The following is a 25,221-nucleotide window of genomic DNA, read 5'->3' on the forward strand; positions in this document are numbered from 1 at the left end:
CAAACTCTCCATAAAAGAAATTTGATTAGCTCAAATTGTTTTGCTGGCATCAATTTTGATGTCCAAAATTTTGTTTTGTTCACTAGCTAGGCTAGTTACTAAAAACTTTATTGATTACGTTTTGCTTGTTCAGTTTTCAAGGTTCATGTTTTGCTTTGTTTTAGCGTGTCACCGTGGCGACTTGTATAATACTACACCCTTATTTTTAAAAGGTCAACACTTTTTCAAAAAAAGTTTAACTTTTTTTCTCCACACAGAATTACTTCCTATATTAATACTCAAAATAAATCTTTGACTAAAAATAATATTTTCACCCTTAAGGTTTATGTTATACCACTAATTAAAATATAATTTTATCATATCTTACAAGAAAAATTTAATAGATTTTTTGGGTAGCAGGAAAAAAATCGATATTAAACCGTCCTTTCAGTATGTAGATGCAGTTTTTTATATAAAAGTGAACTAGAATGAGGGGCACTACACTCCTAAATGGAGTCAACGACTTTACTTGATTTCAAAAAAGACTATAGATAAACTCAAAAGTTTGAGTTTATCTATAGTCTTAAACTGAATTTTATAATGGGAAAAAGAATGGGATGGTTATCATCATGACAATAAACATAACAATTTGTAACGGTATCCCTATTCTTACAAAGTCCATAAATTTATAGCCTCCAGCTGTCATTACCAGCGCATTAGTTGGGGATGCAATTGGTGTGGCAAACGCCATACTCGCGGCTACTGCTACTGCAATCATAAATGTTGTAGGATTAACCTCCATTGCTATTGCAGCACTCATAGCTATTGGTGCAAACAATACAGCCGTCGCTGTATTACTAATAAATTGTCCAAAGACTGCTGTCAAAATATAAACACCTATGAGCACACCATAGGGACCATAGTCACCAAGTACTTTAATAATCCCGTCAGATAATATAGCCATGCCTCCTGTTTTTTCTAACGCTGTCGCCATTGGTAGCATAGCGGCCACTAGCACTATACTTTCAAAATTCATATTGCTATACGCATCTTCCATGTTCCGTAAGCAACCAGTTAATATCATTAGTACGGCACCAATCATAACAGAAATAACAGCAGGGAAAATTTCGAATGCCATTAACATAATCATAAACAGCATAATAATCCCCGCAATTCCAGCTTTTCCTGTTGCCGCAGCTACACTCGCGTGTTCCTTTGGCTGACCAACAACCACAACATCTTGGGTCTCTCTCGCTAATAAAAGAATTTCATCCCAAGCTCCTTGCACTAAAATAGCGTCTCCGAATTTCAACTTATGCGAAACCATGTCTTGGAGTTTATAACCACCCTTACGATTAATACCAATTATATTTAGATTGTATTTTTCTCTAAACCCTAACGAACTAACTGTTTCATTGGTAAAGCTTGAATTTGGCGTGAGCAATACCTCTGCAATACCGAGGTGCTTCGAAACCAATTCATCAGCTTCCCCTTCTACTAATCCTTGCATCTCGAGGTGATAATCATCAACAAAGTGACGAATATCCTCTTCTTCCCCTTGAACATACAGCTCGTCCTTTGCATGAATCACACTTGTGGGACCAGCCATTTCTTGATACGTCATAGGTAGTAAATTGATACCTTCTTGTGACTTGCGATGAATTTTCATCATACAAAGCGTGTACTTGGCTGGTAGCTTTAACTCTGCTAACGACGTTTCAATAATTGATGATTCTTCTGGAACAGAAATTTTGAATAGTCGATTATTTAAATCATATTGCTTTATGATTTTCTTCGGTGAAAGCTTATAGCCCTCATTTGTTTGCGTACGATGTTGATCTTTCGGTAACAAAATATTGCGCACAAGCACTAGATAAGCAATTCCTGCAATCATACCCACTATACCAATTGGAGTTATTTCAAAAAATCCAAGTTTGCTATATCCTCTATCTACCAATAACTGACTGACAATTAAATTGGTTGGGGACGCAATCAACGTCATAAGGCCCGATAGACTAGCTACGTATGAGAGTGGCAATAAAAATTTAGAAGGGCTGACCTTCATACTAATCGCTATACTTACAACTATTGGCATCATTAATGCGACAGTACCTGTATTGCTCATAAATGCACCGACAGATCCAACAATAATGAGTAGTAATACAAATAGTTTCAATTCACTATTGCCGGACCATTTAAGTAATAACTGTCCTGCCATCCCCGCAAGTCCTGTGCGTAAAATTCCTGCACCCACGACGAAAAGCCCTGCAATCATTAAAACTACAGAGTTTGAAAATCCAGCTAATGCCTCTGTGGGCGTTAGAATATCTGTAATAACAAATGCTAAAAGTGACACAATTGCTACAAGATCTGCTCGTATTTTATTGGTCACAAATGCGAAAATTGTTGCACCTAAAATAAGAAATGTTAATGTAAGCTGCACATTCATGAATTCCTTTCTAACATTAATCATTAAAATTTTTGACAGCAAAAAAGCCGTCACCATTGCTATTTCTATTATAGCTTATGAATGGCTAGAAATAGTAAAAGTCACCATCTTTTCAAAATTAAAATAAGTGTGGCATGCAACCACACTTTTATTTCTTATATAGATGATGTTCTTTAATATAGTCATAGCAAGCATTGGGTAAAAGATATCTCGGCTCTCCACCCATCGCAAATTCTTCCCGAATATAGGTAGAGCTAATTTCCATGGCTAGGCCCTTATCAATAAGATGAAATCTCCCATCATCATTATTTCTTAAAATCGGGGATCGGCTAATTGTTGATAGCATATCAACCCCATGCCTCGCCATAACTATGAATTTATTTTCGGCAACTAATGCGTCTCCCTTTTTCCATAATCCTGCACCAATGTCTACTAATAAATCCGCGCCCATAATAAAGTGGATTTCATCTTCTGGATGCTTTTCCCTAAAGTACTTCATCGTGTCATACGTGTAAATATTCCATCCCTCTTGATCCATCTCATAGGAATCTGCTATAAAACGATCATCCTTAGCAATTGCTAAATGTAGCATATTCCACCGATGCTTATCTTCTGTTTTTATAGTTTTATCTTTTCGCTTATTTGAACAGGGTAAAAATATGACCTTATCTAATTTACAACGGTGTGCAACCGTGCTAGCAGTCCAAAGATGAACATTGGTAATAGGATCAAAGGATGAACCATAAATACCTATTCTCGCCATCGTATCTTCCTCCTGTCATTTTTTATCTAGTATCCATCTTCTTCGAAATTTTTTCTTTAATATCATGAATAATAGCTCTCTTGTGATCCCAGCAAGCCTGACTCAAATCAACTGGGTACTCTTCCGGGTTCATCGTTCGTTTGTACTCACACCATAATAATTTTAAATTTTCCTTTGCATACGCTTGTGTCTCTTGAATTGTAGGTTCCTCAAATACAACTTTCCCATTTTCTACAATGCTTTCATGTAACTCAATCGCTGTAAAATTCGTCACAAACTTACTTATATACGTATGAACAGGGTGGAACATCTTTAATCGTTCTGTTTGCTGAATATTTTCCTCATCAAGGGCAATATAGTCACCTTCAGCATGACCATTCTCATTATTAATAATACGATAGACTCGTTTGCGCCCAGGAGTCGTCACCTTTTCTGGATTCGCAGAGATTTTTATAGTATCAACCATTTCCCCATTTTCATTTTCAATAGAGACTAACTTGTATACTCCACCTAAAGCAGCTTGATCGTAGGCTGTAATTAGCTTCGTGCCGATTCCCCAAGCATCAATTTTCGCCCCTTGAGATTTTAAATGCATAATAGTATATTCGTCTAAATCATTGGATGCCATAATTTTTGTTTCCTTAAAGCCTGCATCATCTAGCATTTTTCTGGCTACCTTTGATAAATAGGCTAAATCACCACTGTCTAATCGGATACCAGTAAAATTAATTTGATCTCCCAATTCCTTCGCTACTTTGATGGCATTCGGAACACCTGACCGTAACGTATCATAAGTATCTACTAAGAATACACAGTCTTTATGTGCGGCTGCATATTTTTTAAACGCAGTATATTCATCTCTGTAGGTTTGAATCATAGCATGCGCATGTGTTCCTGAAACTGGAATACCAAATAATTTACCTGCACGCACATTACTTGTTGCAGAAAAGCCACCGATATAAGCAGCACGAGTTCCCCAAATTGCCGCATCGAATTCGTGAGCACGACGGGTTCCAAACTCCATCACAATATCCTCACCCGTCACTTCTTTAATTCGCGAAGCTTTCGTCGCGATTAGCGTTTGGTAATTAACAAGATTCAGCAAGGGGGTTTCGATTAATTGCGCTTCAGCCAATGGTGCCTCGATTCGCAGAATAGGTTCATTGGCAAAAACCAACTCTCCTTCCCTCATCCCCCTTATAGTTCCTGTAAACTTTAGATTCTGGAGATAGTGGAGAAATTCCTCTGGATAGTTCCCTTCTTCACGCAAATATTCAATATCACTTTGAGAAAAACCAAAGTTATTAATATACTCCATTACTTTTTTTAAGCCGGCGAATATCGCATAACCATTGCCAAATGGAAGTTTTCTAAAATACAGCTCAAAAACAGCCTTTCGTTGATGAACCGCGTCCTTCCAATAGGTCTGAACCATATTTATTTGGTATAAATCGGTGTGTAACATGAAACTATCATCTGCGTATTTCACATCATTTCCCTCCATTCTTTACTATCAAATAACAGAGGCACCAAGTGTATGCTCAAAATGACTTAAAGCCCACTCATGTCCTGTTTGATTAAAGGATGCGACAGCGTTTTTATGAATGACAAGATCGAACCCCTTATTATAAGCATCTACAGCGGTATGAAGAACACAGATGTCTGTACAAACCCCAATTAAATGAAGCTCTGTAATGCCTCTTTCACGCAATTTCAACTCCAAATCTGTCCCTGCAAAGGCCGAGTAACGAGTTTTATCTATATAATAGACATGTTCCAATTCTTGCTTACCTTCGTACAATGTTTTTAAAGCTCCGTATAAATCTCGCCCTTTGGTATGACGAATATTATGTGGTGGAAATAGCTTTGTTTCAGGATGATAAACATCTTCTTGCTCATGAACATCTATAGCGAATACTGTGAACTCATTATTTGAGATAAATTCATTTGTTAAATTAACAATTGCCTGCTCAAGCTGTTGTCCCGGCTCCCCACAAGTTAGAGCTCCATCAGTTGCAACAAAATCAACAGTGTAATCTATATTAATTAATGCTCTCTTTTTCATCGTTTTATCACTCCAATTTTTAATTAGTAATACCAAAATTACAAATTACTGTTTTTAAAGTTATCAGGAAAGACGAATCTTTCCTAATGATAAATTGATTCCACCACTTCAAAATCATTAAAAGTATACAACTGTGATGGCCTAAACGAATTACGCTTTGTTTTCTTCGGTTTTCCTTCTACATCCACTACTTTTTCGATAAAAGGTAGTTTAGGTGCTTTTGTAAAAAATACAGAATCATTAGCGATTCGTGGATCGTCTTCAACTGTCAGTAGTACCCGTTGTAATTCTGATAAGGTAAACTCTTGCGGTAAAAAGTTTTTAGCAACGGTTGTTTGCACCATGTCTTTTTTTATAAATTCGAGTGCATCTGCAATGATTTTACGATGATCAAAGGCTAGTTGAAGTGTAAATACATTTTCAATATCAAATAACTCTACATCATCTGCATCATCATTTGCTTGTCGCTGTTCCATATGCTCCTCAGGAACAATCGCATAAAAAGCATTTGAAATCATCCAGCCACGAGGATCTCGATGGATATCATCGTAAACACCAAAGTGCTGAACATGTAACCCTTCTACATTCGTCTCTTCTTTTAACTCTCTTTTTGCTGCAATATAGGCTGATTCCATTTGATGAGCATCTACAAACCCACCTGGAAGCGCCCATTTTCCACCTTCAATATTGGCATTTCCATCAGCATCTTTAGCAGCACGCTTAATTAACATAATTTTAAGTGTCATGTTTGGCGGTGCCTTTTCTTCTGTTTTCTCCGAAGTAATCGTAAAAATTGCGATATCTGCTGTGTATCCATCAGGTGTTTTATATTTTGAAGAATCATAATGCGCTAGCATTTCTTCTTCCGTCCGAAATTTTGACATCATATAACCCCTTTAATCATTACAAGGTTTTAGTAATTTGTAATTACAGAATTACTATTTAATTGAATTATAATCCCCTACCCCAAAAAATGCAACCTATTTATTTAGTACCCCAAAGAGCTATTATCATCAGATTTTTCAATCAAAATAAAAAAAGCATAAATAAAGCTTTTATGCCTTATTTATGCCCATTTACTTTATTGTTCTTTCAGCAAAATTCCATTTTGTACAACAACTTGCCCATTTTTAATAACTGTATTTGTATGGTTCATGCCATAGAAGTATTGTAATTGCTTATAATTAGCAACATCTAAAATAATAACATCCGCTTTTTTATCAACCTCAAGGGAACCTATTTGTTCGCCTCGATTCACTGCATACGCGGCATTAATTGTTGTTGCTGTTAGTACTTCCTCTAGTGTCATTCCCATATGCATGCAAGCTAAATTCATGATAAACGGTAGACTCATAGTCGGAGATGATCCTGGATTAAAGTCCGTTGAAATGGCTACAGGTACCCCTTCATCAATCATTAGACGACCTCTCGCGAAAGGCGCACGTAAAAAGAATGCAGTTCCTGGCAGCAAGACAGCAATTGTACCCGCTTCAGCCATTTTTTGAATACCTTCATCAGAGGCAACTAACAAATGCTCTGCCGAAATGGCTCCCACTTCTGCAGCAAGTTCAGCACCTTTATAAGGCTCAATTTCATCAGCATGTATTTTTGGTGTTAATCCAAGATCTTTCCCAGCCTCTAAAATACGCTCAGATTGTTCTGGTGTAAAGACACCTTTTTCACAAAATACATCATTAAATTCAGCTAGTTCCAACTCTGCAACTTTGGGTAGCATTTCATGAATCAAAACATCCACAAACTCATCCTCACGCCCTTTATAGTCGCGAGGTACTGCATGTGCACCCATAAAAGTACTAATAACATCCATATCATGCGTTGCTTGCAATTTTTTCGCTACTTCAAGCTGCTTCTTTTCCGTCTCCCAATCCAATCCATAGCCTGATTTGGCTTCAACGGTTGTGACTCCATGCTTTAAAAATATATCTAAGTGCTTTCTTGTTTTTTCATACAAATCATCAAAGCTAGTTTCTCGTGTACGCTTTGTTGTAGCGTGAATGCCGCCACCCGCATTCATGATTTCCATATAGGTAGAACCATTGAGCCGCATATTAAACTCTTCTTCACGGGTTCCTCCATGTACGAGATGCGTATGGCAATCCACTAGCCCTGGCATAACGACCTTACCAGAAGCATCAATTATAGTAGCCTTCTTCACTAGTTCAGGAAAATCTACCTCTAATTGCTCTAAAGCACCTACAGCAACAATTCGATCTTCTTCAATAAGAACACTACCATTTTCCACTATAGCAATAGCTTGCATTTGCTCCTTTGTGCGAGGTCCTCGTACATTATTTTTTAATGTAATCACTTCATTAGCATTTTTAATTAAGATAGTCACTTTACATCATCCTTTAACATTGGTATTTGCACACCTTTGTTTTTAGCTGTCTGAATAGCAATATCATAGCCTGCATCTGCGTGACGAGCTACACCCATACCAGGGTCCGAAATTAACACGCGAGCAATTTTCTCTGCTGCTAGCTCCGATCCGTCTGCTACTAACACTTGCCCTGCATGCTGTGAATAGCCCATACCTACGCCACCGCCATGGTGAACACTTACCCAGCTGGCACCGCTTGCTGTATTAACTAGCGCATTTAAAATTGGCCAATCCGATACTGCATCTGAACCATCCAACATCCCTTCAGTTTCACGGTTTGGCGAAGCAACAGAACCTGAATCAAGATGATCACGACCAAAAACAATTGGAGCTGATAACTCACCATTCGCTACCATTTCATTTACTTTTAATGCAAAGCGATGACGGTCGCCATAGCCTAGCCAACAAATACGTGCAGGTAACCCTTGCCATTTAACCATTTTTTGTGCCATATCGATCCAATTCACTAGACCTTCATCTTCTGCGAACATCTCTTTCGCAAGTGCATCCGTTTTATAAATATCCTCAGGGTCTCCCGAAAGCGCAGCCCAGCGGAATGGCCCTTTCCCTTCACAGAACAACGGACGAATATAGGCTGGTACGAAGCCTGGGAAATCAAAAGCATTGGTTACGCCCATTTCTTTAGCATAGGCGCGAATATTATTGCCATAATCAAATACCTCTGCACCAGCCTCTTGGAACTCTAGCATTGTACGAACATGCTCTGCCATAGTTTCCTTAGCTCTTCGTTCATATGTTTTTACATCTGATTGACGAAGTGCTAATGCTTCCTCAAATGTCATGTTATTCGGTATATAGCCATTTATCGGATCATGTGCAGAGGTTTGGTCTGTGACAAAGTCTGGAATGATCCCTCGATTCAACAGTTCACGATTGACATCTGCACAATTTCCAACAAGGCCAATCGAGGCTGGTTCTTTTTGGTCACGTAATTTATTTACTAATGCAACTGCTTCATCCACAGTTTCTACAAGATAATCACAATAGCCCTCTTTTATTTTACGTTCAATGCGGGCACGCTCTACTTCTACAACTAGAATGACAGCGCCAGCCATTTTCCCAGCTAGAGGTTGTGCACCACTCATCCCACCCATACCACCTGTAAGGATGAATTTACCGCGTAAATCTGCAGAGCCAAATACTTTTTTCCCTGCTTCTACGAAGGATAAATAAGTACCTTGTAAAATACCTTGCGCGCCGATATAAATCCAACTGCCAGCAGTCATTTGTCCATACATCATTAAATCTCGATCTTCTAATTCATAGAAATGGTCCCAATTAGCCCATGCTGGCACAAGATTGGAATTGGCAATTAAAACACGTGGAGAATGTTCATGTGTACGGAATACAGCTACGGGCTTCCCTGATTGGATCAATAATGTCTCATCATTCTCTAGTTTTTTTAATGAAGCAATTATTTGCTCATAACTTTCCCAATTTCGAGCTGCCTTTCCAATACCTCCGTAAACAATCAGCTCATCTGGGTTCTCCGCTACTTCAGGATCAAGATTGTTCATCAGCATGCGCATCGCTGCTTCCTGCGTCCATCCTTTACAAGTTAGTTGATTCCCATGTGGTGCACGAATACTTGTTTTAAATACCATAAAAAAACACGCTCCTTTAAAATGATACATACATTTGTAAAATTCTATAAAACTGAATATTCAGACATCAAAACAAATAATCCCTTATAAAGCAGAGGCGACTTAGAAAACCAAGTCTCGCCTCAGCTCTTCCAACTTAAAATCATTTAAGCAACTTTACATATATTCCTTTACTAGAGCATCACTCGTTAATAAATACTCCGCCAATGCCTCAATTTCATCACCGATCGGCTGATCTGCTAATAGTGGTGGACAAAACTCACGAACTTTCTCTAAATACTTTCGTGTGGTTGGTGATAATTGTGCCTCCGCTTTATCTAAATAAATAGCCTGTGATGCACAAATCATTTCTATCGCTATAACTAGGGCAGCATTTCGGACAATCTGACGTACTTGACGAGCAGAAGTTGTCCCCATACTTACATGGTCTTCCTGATTCCCTGATGTAGGAATTGAATCGACACTGGAAGGATGCGCCAACACTTTATTTTCTGAAACAATAGATGCTGCTGTATATTGAGCAATCATCAGTCCGCACTCAATCCCGGGATTTGTCGCTAAAAACGGTGGTAACCCTTCATTTAATTGAGGATTCACCATTCGCTCTGTACGGCGCTCTGAAATATTAGCCCATTCACTTACCCCAATTTTTAAAAAGTCCATCGCTAAAGCAATTGGCTGACCATGAAAATGGCCACCTGATAGTACTTCACCGCTTTCTAAAACAATCGGATTATCGGTCGTGGCGTTCATTTCCGTTTGTACTCGGTTCTCCGCGTAAAAGAAAGACTGCCAGGAAGCACCGTGCACTTGTGGAATACAGCGCAGAGAATATGCATCCTGCATACGAATTTCTCCTTGCTTTGTCACTCGCTTACTTCCCTCAAGCCACTTACGAATACGACCGCCAACAAGCTCTAACTCTGGATGTGGTCTTACTGCTAAAAGGGCTGGGTCAAACGCAGATGTGATACCCTTCAATGCTTCTAGTGTTAAACTAGCAGCCATATCCGCTGCTAGCCCAATTCGTTCAGCCTCATTAACGGTTAAGACACCGATACCTGTCATAGCCTGTGTACCGTTTACAAGTGCCAGCCCCTCTTTAGCTTGTAGTCGAACAGGTGATAATCCCGCTTGCTGTAACGCCTCATTACCACTCATCACTTCTCCATTAAACTCAGCCTTACCTTCTCCCACTAGGACTAAAGCTAAATGTGATAATGGCGCTAAATCCCCACTTGCTCCAACCGAGCCTTGTGAAGGGACAATTGGGTGTACGCCTTTATTAATAAAATCTAATAAAAGCTGTACCGTTTCCTCACGAATTCCTGAAAATCCACGAGCTAAGGCATTTGCACGTAAAACCATCATGGCACGTACAACATCAGTAGGAAACGGCTGGCCTACACCTGTTGCATCCGATCGTAATAAATTCAGTTGCAATAGCCCAATATCGTCTTCCTCAATTTTTATATTGCTTAGTTTTCCAAAGCCTGTATTCACACCATAAATCGTTTGGCCCTCTGCTAAGCGCTTTTCGATCCGTTCCCTACTTAAACGAATACGTTCTATACTATCTGCAGCAAGTGCAACTGTTGCATGCCCTTTAACGATTTCCTCAATTTGTTGTCTTGTTAATGTATGGCCATCAAGCTCGATGATCGACTTCACATGACATCCCCCTATTCCCTTTATGGCTTATGTAAAATTCATTTTAACGTAATCACTAACACATCCGCATTCAACTACTTTTAAGCGTTTTCATTATAAACGAGTGTCCTGCTGAATAATGGTCAATTACTCTATTTCCATTGTACTAACTACTTTTTTCAGAATATAGAGAATTTTAAAAGAGAAAACATGATTTTTTTCAGATTCCTATGTTATTTTTAATAATATAATCGTATTTTTATATGAAACTAGAATATTTTAAGCGAGGTTAGATGTTATGAAGCTGTTATTAATCGATCGAGACCCCACTGAACTAGCAGGCATTAAGTGGTTTTTACATACCTATTTTCCAGGGGATGTTCTCATTGATATGTGCACGACTATGTCTGATGTACCTCAATGCATCCGTCAATTTGAACCGGATGCCATACTGTTAAATATCGACTTGATTCCTAATAATCGCTTAACTTCTCTTTATCGAGATCTACAAAAACTTGCAGGTGCTATTTTAGCTGTAACAACAGAACCCTTATTTAAAAACGCATTGAAAGCCATAGATTTACAGGTAGCCCATCTGTTTGTAAAACCCATTGATTTAGAAGTATTAAAGCAAAAACTGACAGGAATTTCCTTGCGCTCACCACAAATTACAGATACTGCGCAGGAGGCTGCAAATGAATCATTTTATAATCATTTATTTTTGGATACGAAATCAAACTCTATTGAAACTGGCATTCACTTTACAATAATTGAACCTGAGCACACTGAGACCTATAACAAGCTTTACAATTGGCTTCAACAAACATCTATTCACTTCCATATGAAGACCTATCCTTTATCGAATAGAATCGTCTGCCTTTTTCAAGCGCAAGACATAAAGCTGGTAGAGAAGGATGTACGTACTCTTATGAAGGAATGGCGTTTGTTTAGCAATAGTTCTTTAAATATCGGGATATATGACGGACCGATTACAAGCATTAAAAATATGTATACATTAACAAAGCGTGCACTTCATCAAAGTTTTTATGAAGGATTCGGTCATATTTTTTACGCAAGTAAACAATTTGAAATACAGCCCTTCGATCCATTACTAACACCAGAGGAACAACAATTATTAATAAGTAGCCTGGAGGAGGGTAATCTCGAAGCTGTAAAAACATTTTTATATCGACTTTCTAATGAAGGCATCTATTACGAGCAGGATGACCTACGCATCCATCTAACAAGTGTGTTAGCACAAATTCGGCGCTTTATGTTGAAATATAAACTACACGAAAAAGCAGTCATTGAACAAAACTACCGTCAGCTATTTCATTTAATTATTGAGCATCCTATTTTTTATACGATTCTCAATGGCATTATTTCTTTCACTCAGAGATTAATAGAGCTAGCCCGTGAAGCCCGCATGGAGAAAAGAGCTGATTATGTTGAGCTCGCTTTAGAAATTATTGATCAGCAATTTAAAGATAGTTCCTTGTCTCTTCCCTTTGTCGCCCGTAAGCTTGGGATCAGCCCCAATTATTTAAGTACGATTTTTTCGAAGAAACAAGGTTTGCCATTTAAGCGCTATATACAACAATTTAGAATTCAAAACGCTAGTAAGATGCTAGTAGAAACAGATTTTGCAATTAGTGAGGTTGCTCATTTAAACGGTTTTGATGACCCGAATTATTTTATTAAAATATTTAAACAACAAATCGGTATGACCCCTCATCGATACCGAAAAAACTAAAAAGAACGTTGCAGATAATTTTCAATTAGTTGTTTTCATTTTCAATAAAGGCTTGTGTTATGGGTATTAACTCTTATACTTCTTTTCATTTTCAGTATAAATACTGTTTATACATAGTTTATTTAACAACAAATTTAGGACGAGGAATAAGCATAAATAGGCTCTTCGCTGCATATATTTATATTTTATATCTTCCTATAAAAATTCTTTAACGATAATTATTATAATGTACTAGCAATTCTATTTTATATTTGTTATAGTTATAGACGAAGAGTTTGACTTACATTATTTTCAGGAGGTAACTAATATGACAAACGCAAATGATCGTAGCCGTCGTTTTACAACAGCAGGTGGTGCTCCAGTAGTAAGTAACCATGACTCTATGTCAGCAGGTCCACGCGGCCCTCTATTACTTCAAGATGTATGGCTAGTTGAAAAATTAGCAAACTTCAATCGTGAAGTAATCCCTGAACGTCGTATGCACGCAAAAGGTTCAGGTGCATTTGGTACTTTTACTGTAACGCACGATATAACTCAATATACAAAAGCTAAAATCTTCTCAGAAGTGGGCAAGAAAACAGATATGTTCGCACGATTCTCCACAGTTGCTGGTGAGCGTGGTGCAGCAGATGCTGAGCGCGATATCCGCGGCTTTGCCCTTAAGTTCTATACTGAAGAAGGCAACTGGGATTTAGTAGGAAACAATACACCAGTATTTTTCTTCCGTGATCCACTACACTTTACAGATTTAAACCACGTGGTCAAACGTGATCCACGTACAAATATGAAAAACGCTAATTCTAACTGGGATTTCTGGACGCTATTACCAGAAGCACTTCACCAAGTTACAATTGTAATGTCCGACCGTGGTATTCCAACTGGTTACCGTAATATGCACGGATTTGGTTCTCACACATATAGCTTTATCAATGCTGATAATGAGCGTGTTTGGGTTAAATTCCACTTCCGTACAGAACAAGGCATTAAAAATTTAACAGGTGATGAGGCAACTGAGGTAATCGGTCAAGACCGTGAATCTTCACAACGTGATTTATATGAAGCCATCGAAAATGGCGATTTCCCTAAATGGAAAGTGTATATTCAGGTTATGACAGAGGAGCAAGCTCGTGAGCTACCATACAACCCATTCGATTTAACAAAAGTATGGTATAAAAAAGATTTCCCATTAATTCCTGTAGGTGAGTTTGAGTTAAATAAAAACCCGGACAACTACTTTGCAGAAGTGGAACAAGCTGCCTTTGCACCATCTAACATCGTCCCTGGTATTAGCTTCTCACCAGATAAAATGTTACAAGGTCGTATCTTTGCCTATGCAGATGCACAACGCTACCGTTTAGGTGTAAACCACTATATGCTTCCTGTTAACGCACCAAAATGTCCATTCCGTACTTTCCACCGAGATGGCTCTATGCGTTTTGACGGCAACCTTGGATCAACACTAGGCTATGAACCAAATAGCTATGGTGAATGGGAACATAATTTAGACCATAAAGAGCCTGAGTTACGCATCGATGGTCATGCAGGAATTCATGATTTCCGTGAAGACGATAGTAATTACTTCGAGCAACCAGGTAAACTTTTCCGCCTAATGACTGCGGAAGAACAACAACGTCTATTTGAAAATACGGCTAATGATATGGCTTCTGTTGAGGAATTCATCAAACGCCGTCACATTCTTCACTGCTATTTAGCTGATCCAGCATATGGTGAAGGTGTCGCAAAAGCAATGGGTCTTTCATTAGAAGGTATGGATCTTACAAATCCATACGTAAAACAACCAACAAACGTTTAATATTCCACTTATTATTGATATCCAAATCCAACTTTTACTCCATGTGAATGTATAATTCACATGGAGCTTTTTTGTATTCGTCTAGGCTCAAGCGTTCCCTTCTAATTGCAAAGGCATATATTCCTTTTTTTCATCTCCCCTATTAAGTCGTAAAGCCAACATAAAAAAGGCTCGTGTCTAGTAAATAAACACAAGCCTCGCACTATTATTATTGGTAGATTTGACTACCTGCCTTTTTAAACTCCGCTGACTTTTCCCTCATACCTTCATGGATGGCTTCTGTTGTATTTAAGTCCTTTTCCTTAGCATAATTACGAATATCCTGGGAAATTCTCATGCTACAAAATTTAGGCCCGCACATTGAACAAAAATGAGCCGTTTTGGCTCCTTCTGCTGGCAATGTTTCATCATGATATTCTACTGCACGCTCTGGATCAAGAGAAAGGTTAAATTGATCGCGCCAGCGGAACTCAAAACGCGCTTTGGACAGTGCATCATCCCGTTGCTGTGCACCTGGGTGACCCTTTGCTAAATCTGCAGCATGTGCAGCAATTTTATAAGTAATAACCCCTACTCGCACATCCTCCCGATTAGGTAAACCTAAATGTTCCTTCGGTGTCACGTAGCAGAGCATAGCAGTACCAAACCAACCAATCATTGCTGCTCCAATAGCAGATGTAATATGGTCATAACCTGGCGCAATATCTGTTGTCAATGGACCTAATGTATAGAAGGGAGCTTCCTTACAAACCTCTAATTGCTTGTCCATATTTTCTTTAATCAAATGCATGGGAACATGACCTGGCCCCTCCACCATTACTTGAACATCATGCTTCCATGCGATTTCCGTTAATTCGCCTAATGTTTCCAGCTCCGCGAATTGTGCTTGATCGTTAGCATCCGCGATTGACCCTGGGCGTAAGCCATCTCCTAATGAGAAGGCTACATCATAAGCTTTCATAATTTCGCATATTTCCTCAAAATGAGTATAGAGGAAGTTCTCTTGATGATGGTATAAGCACCACTGCGCCATAATGGATCCACCTCGAGACACAATGCCCGTTACACGGTTTGCTGTAAGAGGGACATAACGTAAAAGGACACCTGCATGAATAGTGAAATAATCTACCCCTTGCTCCGCTTGTTCAATAAGCGTATCACGGTACACCTCCCACGTTAAATCCTCAGCCACACCATTCACTTTTTCTAATGCCTGATAAATTGGTACTGTCCCAACGGGTACTGCAGCATTTCGAATAATCCATTCTCTCGTTGTATGAATATGCTTGCCAGTTGATAAATCCATAATATTATCAGCACCCCAGCGTGTAGCCCATGTCATTTTCTCGACCTCCTCTGCAATCGAGGATGATACAGCTGAATTTCCAATGTTCGCATTAATTTTCACATGGAAGTTACGACCGATAATCATTGGCTCTGCCTCTGGATGATTAATATTGGAAGGCATAATAGCTCGACCTGCTGCAATCTCTGAACGTACGAAATCTGGGTCCATATTTTCGCGTATCGCTACAAATTCCATCTCAGGTGTAATAATTCCTTTTCGAGCATAATGAAGCTGTGTGACATTTCCACCCTTTTTTGCACGTAAAGGCTTTCTCACCAGTTCCGGAAAGACATTTTCATGGATACGTGGATCATCAGCGCGACGAAAACCATTATCCTCCGGTTTAATCGTACGCCCTCCGTATTCCTCAACATCCCCTCGCTCTTGTATCCAAGTACTTCGTAAAGCAGGTAAGCCCTTTGTAATATCCACATGAAAGGCCGGATCTGTATATGGCCCACTCGTATCATACACCCGAATTGGGGCATTTTCTTCATCTCCAAAGCTACCAGTTGTCGGACTTAATGCAATTTCACGCATGGGTACTAAAATATCTGGACGAGATCCTTCCACATAAACCTTTTTACTTCCTTCAAAGTTAGACATAATCGTAATGTTCTTTTCACTAATTGCTGACATGAGCTACTTCTCTCCCTTAAATGTATTTTAAGCAAGGACCGAATCTAGCTCACCCAACAATCAAATACAATAAATAAAGGCCGAATCCAAAATTAATAATTGGATCCGGCCATGAATGTAAAGGGTCTATTGATTGCACGTAATAGGCAATAGCTTCTTAACTTTCCCACGCTGGTATGAGCCAGATCAGGTCCAAAGGGTCAAGAAACCTCTATGCGTTTCCCTCTCAGCCTGACTCATCAGACTCCCCTAGTTAATACTATTCAGTTTGATGCTAGTGTAGCAGATATTGCTAAGAGATGGAAGATATCATTAAAAATATTTTCTATTAGGTAAACAATACATCCGCAATATAAATCACAATCGTGACCGTTATACAGCTCACAATGGTTGAGAATAAAACGGTTTGAGCGGCTGTTGCTGACTCTACATCATATTCTAATGCTAGACTTGAACTGTTGCGGGATGTGGGAAAAGCACTCGCTATAAATAATGATTGTGCCACAACCCCATCTAAACCCAGCGCATAGATAATGACTAAAGCCACGGCTGGTCCTATAAATAATCGTGTGAAGCAGCTGACGAATACTGTTTTATTAAACATCGTTTTGATCTCCAGCTGAGACAATTGGGCGCCTAGCGTGATTAATGCAACGGCAATAAAACCATCTGCTACATGATCTATTGGTATTTTAATAAACTGCGGAATGCCAATATCAAAATAATTCATGGCCACTCCGATTATTAAAGCATGAATAATAGGCATTTTTATAAAGTCCTTAAAAATCGTCATGCCCGATTTAGTAGAGGAAATTAAATTATATAAACCATACGTATATGTTGTCATGTTTTGAAAGATAACGAGTATAACCTGGATGGCTACACCAATAGGTTGAGTGGCAAAAATCATTTGAGCTACGGGAATCCCATAGTTCCCAGAGTTAATGAGTACTACACTATTTTTAAAAACAGCCGCCTCAGTTTTGGCGAGGCCAAGCCCTTTCGCTAAAAAGTGACTAAGCAGCATTTGACTACCGATAAAAAGTACAACAAACAATCCGACTTCTCCTAGAACAGACAGCTTTATATTCGTCTCATATAAATTAATAAATACAGCGGCTGGCATAAAACAATATGTAATAAGCTGTGATAATGCTTTTAAATTAAAGCGAAATTTCTTTTGTAGAATAGCACCTAGTACAAGTAATACTAAAATAGGTGCGACAATTTGAAAGAAAATCATTCCAAGATACACCATATTGATGTCCCCCCTCCCTTTTAATAGTAGTGTCGATCATGCACTAGGTCAATGCCACTTACTTTCATAATTAAAACCGTTGACTTCCACTACGGATGGGACACGCCTTGTTCCTATGAATTAAAAGATGCAAAAAATCAAATCAATGAACGAGACAACAATGTACACCATGTAAGAATCACCTAAATATAATTGGGCAGCAAAGAACTATTTTTCATGAAGTATAAATAAAAAGGGAATCGAGCATGAACTTCTCGATTCCCTTTATCAACAGTCTGAGCTACCTTTAGATTCTAGGTAGCCTTTTTCGTTACGCAAGCTTAAATCGATTAACAACCTCTTGCAGTTCATTAGAGATATCATTCATATTTTGCATAGACTCTGCCACTTTTTGCAATTCAGCTTGTTGGTCCATTGCAGAGGCACTTACTTGCTCAGCAGAGGCCGCTGTTTCCTCTGAGATTGCCGAAATACTTTGAATGGACATAATCGCTTGATTTTTATGCTCTAACATAGTAGACAATTGTGTCATTAGTTCTCTAATAGAAATTGCAATTGCTCGTGACAAATCACTATTATCTTTAAAGGCCAATTGCGTGCTTTGTACGGACTCATTTTGAGATTGCATTAAGTCTGCATTAGATGCAATGACTGCAACTGTTTGCTGAGAATTTTCTAAAATACTTTCTACCGTGCTTTTAATAATTTCTGTTTCAGTTTTTGATTGCTCTGCCAATTTTCTTACTTCTTCCGCCACGACAGCAAAACCTTTTCCATGCTCACCAGCTCGTGCAGCCTCAATACTTGCATTTAAAGCTAATAGATTAGTTTGCTCCGTAATACTTTGAATGGAGGCAATAATTTGATTAATATTGGCAATATTAGAGGCTAGCGATTCCATTTGCTGTTGAATACGGCCGTTCATCTCATTCGTCTCTATATTATGTTCATGTAAACTTTGAACCTCTTGCATGCCTTTTTCTGTTGTCACATTTGTCTTGTTGGATAAATCATCCATTTCATTCGAAAGTGCAGTAATGGCATCTATTTGTTCCGATAAATTCATCATACGATAGTTCGTTTCTTCAGTATCCTCTGATTGCTTCGATGCACCCTGTGCAATTTCATTAATGGCTACTGATACCTCTTGACTTGAGGACACGATTTCAGTAAACGCCTCATGGACCTGGTTAGAAGATTGGTTCAATAGAGTCGTGGAGTTTAACACGGCTTTAATAGCACTATTAGTTTTTTCTAACATATTATTATAGGCCAATGCTACTGCCCCAATTTCATCTTGTTTAATATATTTCTCCTCTACTTTTTGTGTTAAATCTCCTGCTGCTGCTGTTTCAATTGAAGCACGTAAAAACTTGAGCGGCTTTAACTGTTTGTAAATAAATAGTACACTTGCAGCAGTCATCAAGGCTACCATTATAATGGATGCAATAATCGTATATACAAATACATGATTATATGTTTCTAAAATTTTTGATTCAGCTAATACGATTTGAACGGTCCAAGTTTCGTCAATGTCCTCTAAAATCATTGGAGCAAACACATTATAAGCTTGATCCTTTAGTTCATTAGACTCTATGTACATACTTGTTAGCTCGCCGTTTTCCATTGTCTTACTTATGCTTGTCCAAGCAGGGTCGTCTTGCATATTTTGACCATCCAGCTCTTTACCGAAACTGTTAGCTGTTAGTACACCGTTATTTGTAATAATTGCCGCATAGCCGCCTTCTGGAGCAACAGACTTTGTCAGCTCATTTAAATAATCTATTGACACATCCGCCGTCAATACACCAAAAAACTTCCCTGAAGTATTGACTAATGGTACAGAAATTGTGGTCATTAGTACGGTTTGACCATTTACACTATAGTCATAGGGCTCCGTTAAAACGGTCCGTCCCTCTTCTTTTGGCACCCAGTACCATTGGGATACATTTTTATCATCTACACCTTCAATAAGAGTGGTCGTTATTTCATTACCATTTTTACTTAAGTATGGTCCAAAACGTTTTTTGGAATCTACCAATGTAGCCTCATCATTTGGGTTTACAATAAGAGAATTCTGTTCAAAGATAGCTCCTACCCCTAATAAATCATCATTATTGGCTAAATTATTTTCCATGATGTCTAAAACACCTTTGGTAGATAGCGTCTTATTCTTCTCCATACTTTCAACGATCCGTTTCGTTGTTTGTAATGTTGTATTGGCTTTTTTAAAGCGCTCGCTCATAATAGCCGCTGATGATTCAGCCGTTTGCAATGTTCCATACTCTGCATCTTTAACGCTTTGCTTTTTTATAATAATCCCCGTTGTCACTGTATAGGATAAAAATAATACTAGAAACAATCCTATTATTAGGGAAGATAGTTTCATTGCAATTCCTCTTGATTTCTTCATCACAAACACCCCCATTTTTATAAATAATCATAATGGATGGAAGGTCGTATCTCAATAAAATATTTAGCGAATAAAGTAGAAATTTACATAATTATAGATAAAAATACAGGCATATTAATAGATTTTTCTTATATATTTCAAAGTACTTATGACTCATTCTAGTTGCACCAATTAGTAAAACATACACTTAAAACACTAAATTATAGTAAAATATGGTATATTATCTATTAGATAAAATGATTGGAGTGACTTGCATGACAAATAAAGCGCTATCAACATTAATAGCCACGGCGATGACAGCGACACTAGTATTACCAGTGTCTACTGCACAAGCCTCTTCTTCCCTAAATCAATCAAGCTTATATGAAGCACAATTTCAAGTTGCAGCAACAAAAAAAGTGGTGGGCAATGCCGTAACGATTAAAAACATTACAAATGATACGGTCATTACATCAAACGGTACATTTAGAATCCACAATGATTTAAAGCCCCTTTTTGATCATTCAAACAAGACAGCATTAACGAATGCATCGGCCACCATTGTCGTAAAAAACAAGCAAATTATTGATGTGACATCATTAACACTAAATAAAGCTGGTACGAGCAAAAAATCAGTATATTTTGATGGGGGTCACGCTCATGTTTCTGGTGATGTTACTGTGAACGCAGATTATGTAAACATACATGACATAACGATTGATGGTCAGCTAATCATTACAAACAGAGTAAAAAAAGCTATTACACTTGATGACGTTTCTGTGAGCGATACGATTACACTAAAACCATTAATTATAAAGAAGAATGACTGGCTGTATGTTACGCTAAGAGATATGAAATCATCTACTATCAATGTAGCACGTACGAAGGTGAATATATCTTCTGACCAAGTGCTTTCTAAAATTGATATAGGAGGTAAAGTTCCTACTTTTGAGTTGAAGGCAAATGTGGAAAAGCTAACGATCACTGTAGAGGAAAACTTCAACCTTTTCGGCGAGGGTAAAATTGAACAAATCATTGTCAAAGGCGGATCAAAAGTAGCATTAAATTCTGGACACCAGGTGGGTAAAGTACAAGTGGACAATAAAAGCGTATCCGTTATCCTACCTGTTATTGATAAAAAAGAGCTAACTACGCTACTAGCATCCCCCCCTTACGTACAGGTTTCTATCAATGGATACGATATTTTAACAACTGACAAATGGACAATGCAGGTTGATCGTAATATTTTTGATTCTGCTGTGGCCAGCGCCAGAGCTGTAGCAAACAACAATAGCGCTTCACAAGAACAAGTAAAGAATGCTATTGCTCAATACAGAAATGCTTTATCCGTCTATCAAACTGCTCAAAAGTACGGCTTAAAATATGGCTATAGCTACGGCAATAGCGATAAAGCTACTCTTCAATCTTTAATCAATTCAATTCAGTATGTAACGGTTTCATGGGGCTCAGATGTTTACCATAATAATCCATGGACAACACAAGCTGAGAGAAACGCTATAGATTCCGCCGTTTCAACTGCTCAAGCAGTTGTTAATAATTATTACGCTACTCAAACTGATATTACCAGCGCTATCAATAACTTAAACAATGCTATTTGGACTTATAAGAGCGCTTATAAGTATAATAATAATTATTATTATGGTAATAAATACAGCTTACAAACGCTTGTTAATCAGGCAAAAGGGATATATGTGACTGTTTCAGAGGATGGATCGGGTTTATCATCTAATACCAATTGGACAACGTATATGGAATGGTACATTTTCGACTCGGCCGTATCATACGCTGAAACGTTTTTATCTAATAATTATTTCTCTGACTACGAAGTCTCATATGTCATTAATTATTTGAACAGCGCTATTTCAACCTATAAAGGCCAGTATAAAAAAGGGAAAGATTAAATTCTTTCAGCATGAAATAAAACAATGATGCTGACAAAACAAATCAATGAACATAACGTTTAATCAATGAGTTTCATAAACCTGTTAGGACGAAAACTAGGAACAACTATATGATCGAGCGTGCGTTTTATTTCAATCTAGGGACTCTGCAAACTGCAAGAGTCCTTTTTATGATTATTATTCTATATAGTTAAACATTCATGTGCGTTAGCGCATTGGTCTGCTTCCATCTTTTATACCAATTCTCAATTTCCTCACTTGGTTCCACCGCCAAATGCTCCAGAAGCGCTTTTTTTAACAGCAAGTATTGCTCCTCAACAGCCGCTACATTATTCAGTAAATCGTAAAGTTTCATCAAGATGAAATAGTTTTCCTCTTCACCTGCAAAAAGAGCTTGAACTGTTTCCTGTACCTGAATAGCAGCTGAATAGTTTTCATTTGTTATATAAAATTCACTAAGCTGATGGGCATGATGTAACCATAGTCGCCTTAAACGCTCTTTCTCACTTTCTGCCCATAGATAATCACAATCGCCTAAATAATCACCCGTATACATTTGGAATACTTGTTCATGCTGATCCACGGTTGACTTTTCTAGTGAAGGTAAGGCTTTCAAGCTAGACAGCCATTGTTCTACATCTACAACAGTTTGCTCCAACAAAAGTTTATAGCCTGAATTGAGCAATGGACTTGAAATTTGCACACCTTCCAGCCCATAGTTTTTTAATGTTTGACGTATTGTATAAATGGCCGTATAAAGTTGTTTCGATGCTTTATCTCTATCAGACTCTGGCCAAAATAACTCTAAAATGGTATCACGATATATAATTTCATCACGGTGATTAAGTAAGTAGGCAAATAACTCTTTCGCTTTGGAAGTTCGCCATTTTAAAATTTGTGTTTGGCCGTCTGGTAATACGACATGGAGCCCGCCAAATAGATTAATAATTGTAGAGTTCATCGAACTTTTTTTGTGTTTATTATTAATCTGTTCAAGACGATCCAATGTCTTTTCTAAACGTGAAATTTGTATGGGCTTTAATAGATAATCAACGGCATGTAAATTAAAGGCATCTAAAGCATATTGATCGAACCCTGTTGTAAAAACAATCTCTACATCTGGCAATAATTCTTGAATTTTCTCCCCCAGTGCTAAACCATCCATATCCGGCATGACTATATCTAAAAATACAACACTTGGTTGTAGACTCTGTATCTCATCCATCACTTTTAGAGAATCAGTGTATTCTCCAACTACTTCTATCCCTGGAACCTTAATTTCTTCAAGCAAGGTTTTTAATCTCGTTATTGATAAATATTCATCATCTACTAGCACGATTCTCATTATTACTCCTCCTTAAAAACTACTCCTTTACTTATTATCGTTTATTTTTCTAAAAAATTGAGAGATAGCATTACTTTTGAAGGATAAATAATCCAATTTGTAGACATCTACTGATATAGGATAAAGGAGTGTGAACCTCCTGAAAAAATCCATATTTTAACTATCACCTAGCCGCTCATTTTCAAATTTTCTCTGTCAGATGATTTTCCATCATTACAGCCCATATTATCCGGTAGTACTTATCCCACACAAAACAATTCTTTTTTGATGCTGTTTAAATTGGTACTGAAGTTATATACTCTCACTAAAAACACATATCCAATCTACCTATTCGACCAAAAAATGCATAAAAAAATCCTAGGCTATGATAAAATTGATACAACACCATATATTGGATAGAATTGCGTTTCGAATAATATAATTAGGAGGCATCTCATAGTATGAAAAATAAAAAAAAATTAGCCCTGCTGTCTTTAGTGGCGGTCCCATCGCTCCTTTATAGTGCACCAGCATCTGCTGCTAATGTGACTGGACAACCAAGCGTGGCATACATATACAGTACTTCTTACTACAATTCTAACGTGTCAAATGTTATACAGTTAATTAACAATATTAACTACACAACCTCTACCTTCCAAATAAATTTAGAGGCAGCACTTAAGGCCTACAATGCACTAACAGAGCTGGAAAAGCAGTATGTCACAAACTATTCCACATTGTCATCACATCAACAGACAAGAATTTCTTACCGTAAGCTGGCGGCACAGATTGAGGAAAAGTTATATTCAGTAGAATCTACAGCTGTTAATTATTATCAAAATGTCATGGAAACAAGAGATTGGTATAATACCTTAAATGCAGCACAAAAAACTTTTGTAAGTGCAGCCGCGCAAAAAATATTAACATCATATATTGCGCCTAATACTACAGTTGATAAAGTAGTAAATAAAATTCAACTAATTAATTCATCTCGTCCAACTTTCCATAAAGATGTAGCTGATGCTCGAGCAGAGCTATATGCCTTACGTAGGTTTTCATATGTTTCTTTACCTACTGGGGTTGAACAACTTCTACTTGACGCTGAACAACTTGTGTTGAAGGATAAGGCTGCTGCTAAGGCTGTAGAAAGTGCCATTGCAGCTCTATCACCCAAAACGTCTACTCCTCAGGATGTACAAGAGGTAAAAACGTCTTTTGAAGCTCTAACACCTGTACAGCAGCAACTCGTGCCAAATGTTTGGACTTTGGTTGATTTTGTTCAAGGGAAATATACACTCCCTTCAAAAGGGAACGTCCCTAAAACACCTGTACTATCAGATATGGTAGCTCTACCAGGTAAAACAACGGCTATGACGAAAAGCAAGAATATTTATAAAGCCAAAATAAATGTTTCTGATTCAGAGATTGATACAGAACGCTTTATTTTAACAACAAAGGATAAAATAACAATTATCATTCCGCCACTTTATACATTAATCAATGAAGATGAAGGTGTAATCGACATTCAAGTAACAAAAAGGGGAGATCGCATTACTCTTCAGGCTACATTAAATAAAAAGCAAGTTACATTCGATGCGAACATGGAGATTATTATTGAAGGTTTATCAGCAAGCTCATCGATCAACCACTTAAATGATTTTGGCAAGCAAGTACCAGCCGACTATATCATTAGTGGAAACCGTCATATTATCCAAACAATGACACCTGGGGCATTCCAAATTAATAGAAATTAAACAGTTTAAAGCACTAAAGATACCCCTTTCAAAGGTTTCTTTAGTGCTTTTTTAAAGCGCCCCCTCTTAACCTGTTGTCCATTTAC

Annotated in this window: 16 protein-coding genes and 1 riboswitch; of the genes, 4 read left to right on the plus strand and 12 right to left on the minus strand. The window is 37.9% G+C overall.

The features are described from left to right. Nucleotides 1-574: 574 nt before the first annotated feature. The 8 genes from AC07YC_RS19355 to hutH all read right to left on the minus strand — a co-directional run bounded on the left by AC07YC_RS19355 (nt 575) and on the right by hutH (nt 10,953). Complete coding sequence (locus AC07YC_RS19355) at nt 575-2,428, minus strand: SLC13 family permease (protein ID WP_494920233.1); 1,854 nt, start codon at nt 2,426-2,428, stop codon at nt 575-577. 148 nt (nt 2,429-2,576) lie between these two features. Continuing rightward, nucleotides 2,577-3,191 (minus strand): nicotinate-nucleotide adenylyltransferase, encoded by a 615-nt coding sequence (gene nadD, locus AC07YC_RS19360; protein ID WP_036122323.1) that lies wholly within the window; start codon nt 3,189-3,191, stop codon nt 2,577-2,579. Between the two features lie 22 nt (nt 3,192-3,213). Further along, entirely contained in the window at nt 3,214-4,695 is a 1,482-nt protein-coding gene (locus AC07YC_RS19365; RefSeq protein ID WP_494920174.1) for a nicotinate phosphoribosyltransferase, read from the minus strand. A 9-nt stretch (nt 4,696-4,704) separates the two neighbouring features. Continuing rightward, entirely contained in the window at nt 4,705-5,256 is a 552-nt protein-coding gene (locus AC07YC_RS19370) for a cysteine hydrolase family protein (protein ID WP_336637364.1), read from the minus strand. An 83-nt stretch (nt 5,257-5,339) separates the two neighbouring features. Next, nucleotides 5,340-6,140: an NUDIX domain-containing protein gene (locus AC07YC_RS19375; RefSeq protein ID WP_494920175.1), complete on the minus strand. Its 801-nt coding sequence runs from the start codon at nt 6,138-6,140 to the stop codon at nt 5,340-5,342. A 197-nt stretch (nt 6,141-6,337) separates the two neighbouring features. Next, nucleotides 6,338-7,615 carry an imidazolonepropionase gene (hutI, locus tag AC07YC_RS19380; protein WP_336636447.1) on the minus strand — a complete coding sequence of 426 codons (1,278 nt, stop codon included), beginning with the start codon at nt 7,613-7,615 and terminating at the stop codon, nt 6,338-6,340. Continuing rightward, on the minus strand, nt 7,612-9,282 hold the full coding sequence (gene hutU, locus AC07YC_RS19385; protein WP_494920176.1) for a urocanate hydratase: 1,671 nt from the start codon (nt 9,280-9,282) through the stop codon (nt 7,612-7,614). Before hutU ends, hutI begins: the two co-directional genes overlap by 4 nt. A gap of 156 nt (nt 9,283-9,438) precedes the next feature. Further along, nucleotides 9,439-10,953 carry a histidine ammonia-lyase gene (gene hutH, locus AC07YC_RS19390; RefSeq protein WP_494920177.1) on the minus strand — a complete coding sequence of 505 codons (1,515 nt, stop codon included), beginning with the start codon at nt 10,951-10,953 and terminating at the stop codon, nt 9,439-9,441. Between the two features lie 277 nt (nt 10,954-11,230). Here hutH and AC07YC_RS19395 point away from each other — a divergent pair, with 277 nt between their 5' ends. Together AC07YC_RS19395 and AC07YC_RS19400 are read left to right on the plus strand one after the other, a co-directional pair. Continuing rightward, nucleotides 11,231-12,685: a helix-turn-helix domain-containing protein gene (locus tag AC07YC_RS19395; protein WP_494920178.1), complete on the plus strand. Its 1,455-nt coding sequence runs from the start codon at nt 11,231-11,233 to the stop codon at nt 12,683-12,685. Nucleotides 12,686-12,992: 307 nt separating this feature from the next. After that, a complete protein-coding gene (locus AC07YC_RS19400; RefSeq protein ID WP_336636443.1) occupies nt 12,993-14,498 on the plus strand; it encodes a catalase in 1,506 nt (501 codons plus the stop codon). A gap of 208 nt (nt 14,499-14,706) precedes the next feature. Here the strand turns inward: AC07YC_RS19400 and thiC are convergent, their stop codons facing one another. From thiC to AC07YC_RS19415, 3 genes are all read right to left on the minus strand, one after another. Then, complete coding sequence (gene thiC, locus AC07YC_RS19405) at nt 14,707-16,485, minus strand: phosphomethylpyrimidine synthase ThiC (RefSeq protein WP_494920179.1); 1,779 nt, start codon at nt 16,483-16,485, stop codon at nt 14,707-14,709. A gap of 146 nt (nt 16,486-16,631) precedes the next feature. Next, nucleotides 16,632-16,746, minus strand: a riboswitch (TPP riboswitch). A 67-nt stretch (nt 16,747-16,813) separates the two neighbouring features. Next, entirely contained in the window at nt 16,814-17,743 is a 930-nt protein-coding gene (locus tag AC07YC_RS19410; protein ID WP_036122288.1) for an AEC family transporter, read from the minus strand. A gap of 310 nt (nt 17,744-18,053) precedes the next feature. Beyond that, nucleotides 18,054-20,156 (minus strand): methyl-accepting chemotaxis protein, encoded by a 2,103-nt coding sequence (locus AC07YC_RS19415; protein WP_494920180.1) that lies wholly within the window; start codon nt 20,154-20,156, stop codon nt 18,054-18,056. A 254-nt stretch (nt 20,157-20,410) separates the two neighbouring features. On the opposite strand from AC07YC_RS19415, the gene AC07YC_RS19420 reads away from it, so the two are divergent. Continuing rightward, complete coding sequence (locus tag AC07YC_RS19420; RefSeq protein WP_494920181.1) at nt 20,411-22,057, plus strand: S-layer protein; 1,647 nt, start codon at nt 20,411-20,413, stop codon at nt 22,055-22,057. A 190-nt stretch (nt 22,058-22,247) separates the two neighbouring features. Here AC07YC_RS19420 and AC07YC_RS19425 read toward each other — a convergent pair whose 3' ends face one another. Beyond that, nucleotides 22,248-23,402 (minus strand): response regulator, encoded by a 1,155-nt coding sequence (locus tag AC07YC_RS19425; protein WP_494920182.1) that lies wholly within the window; start codon nt 23,400-23,402, stop codon nt 22,248-22,250. A 440-nt stretch (nt 23,403-23,842) separates the two neighbouring features. Here AC07YC_RS19425 and AC07YC_RS19430 point away from each other — a divergent pair, with 440 nt between their 5' ends. Continuing rightward, a complete protein-coding gene (locus AC07YC_RS19430) occupies nt 23,843-25,135 on the plus strand; it encodes a hypothetical protein (protein ID WP_494920183.1) in 1,293 nt (430 codons plus the stop codon). Nucleotides 25,136-25,221: the final 86 nt, after the last annotated feature.

It is taken from the genome of Lysinibacillus sp. GW247-5R2A (assembly GCF_059424475.1).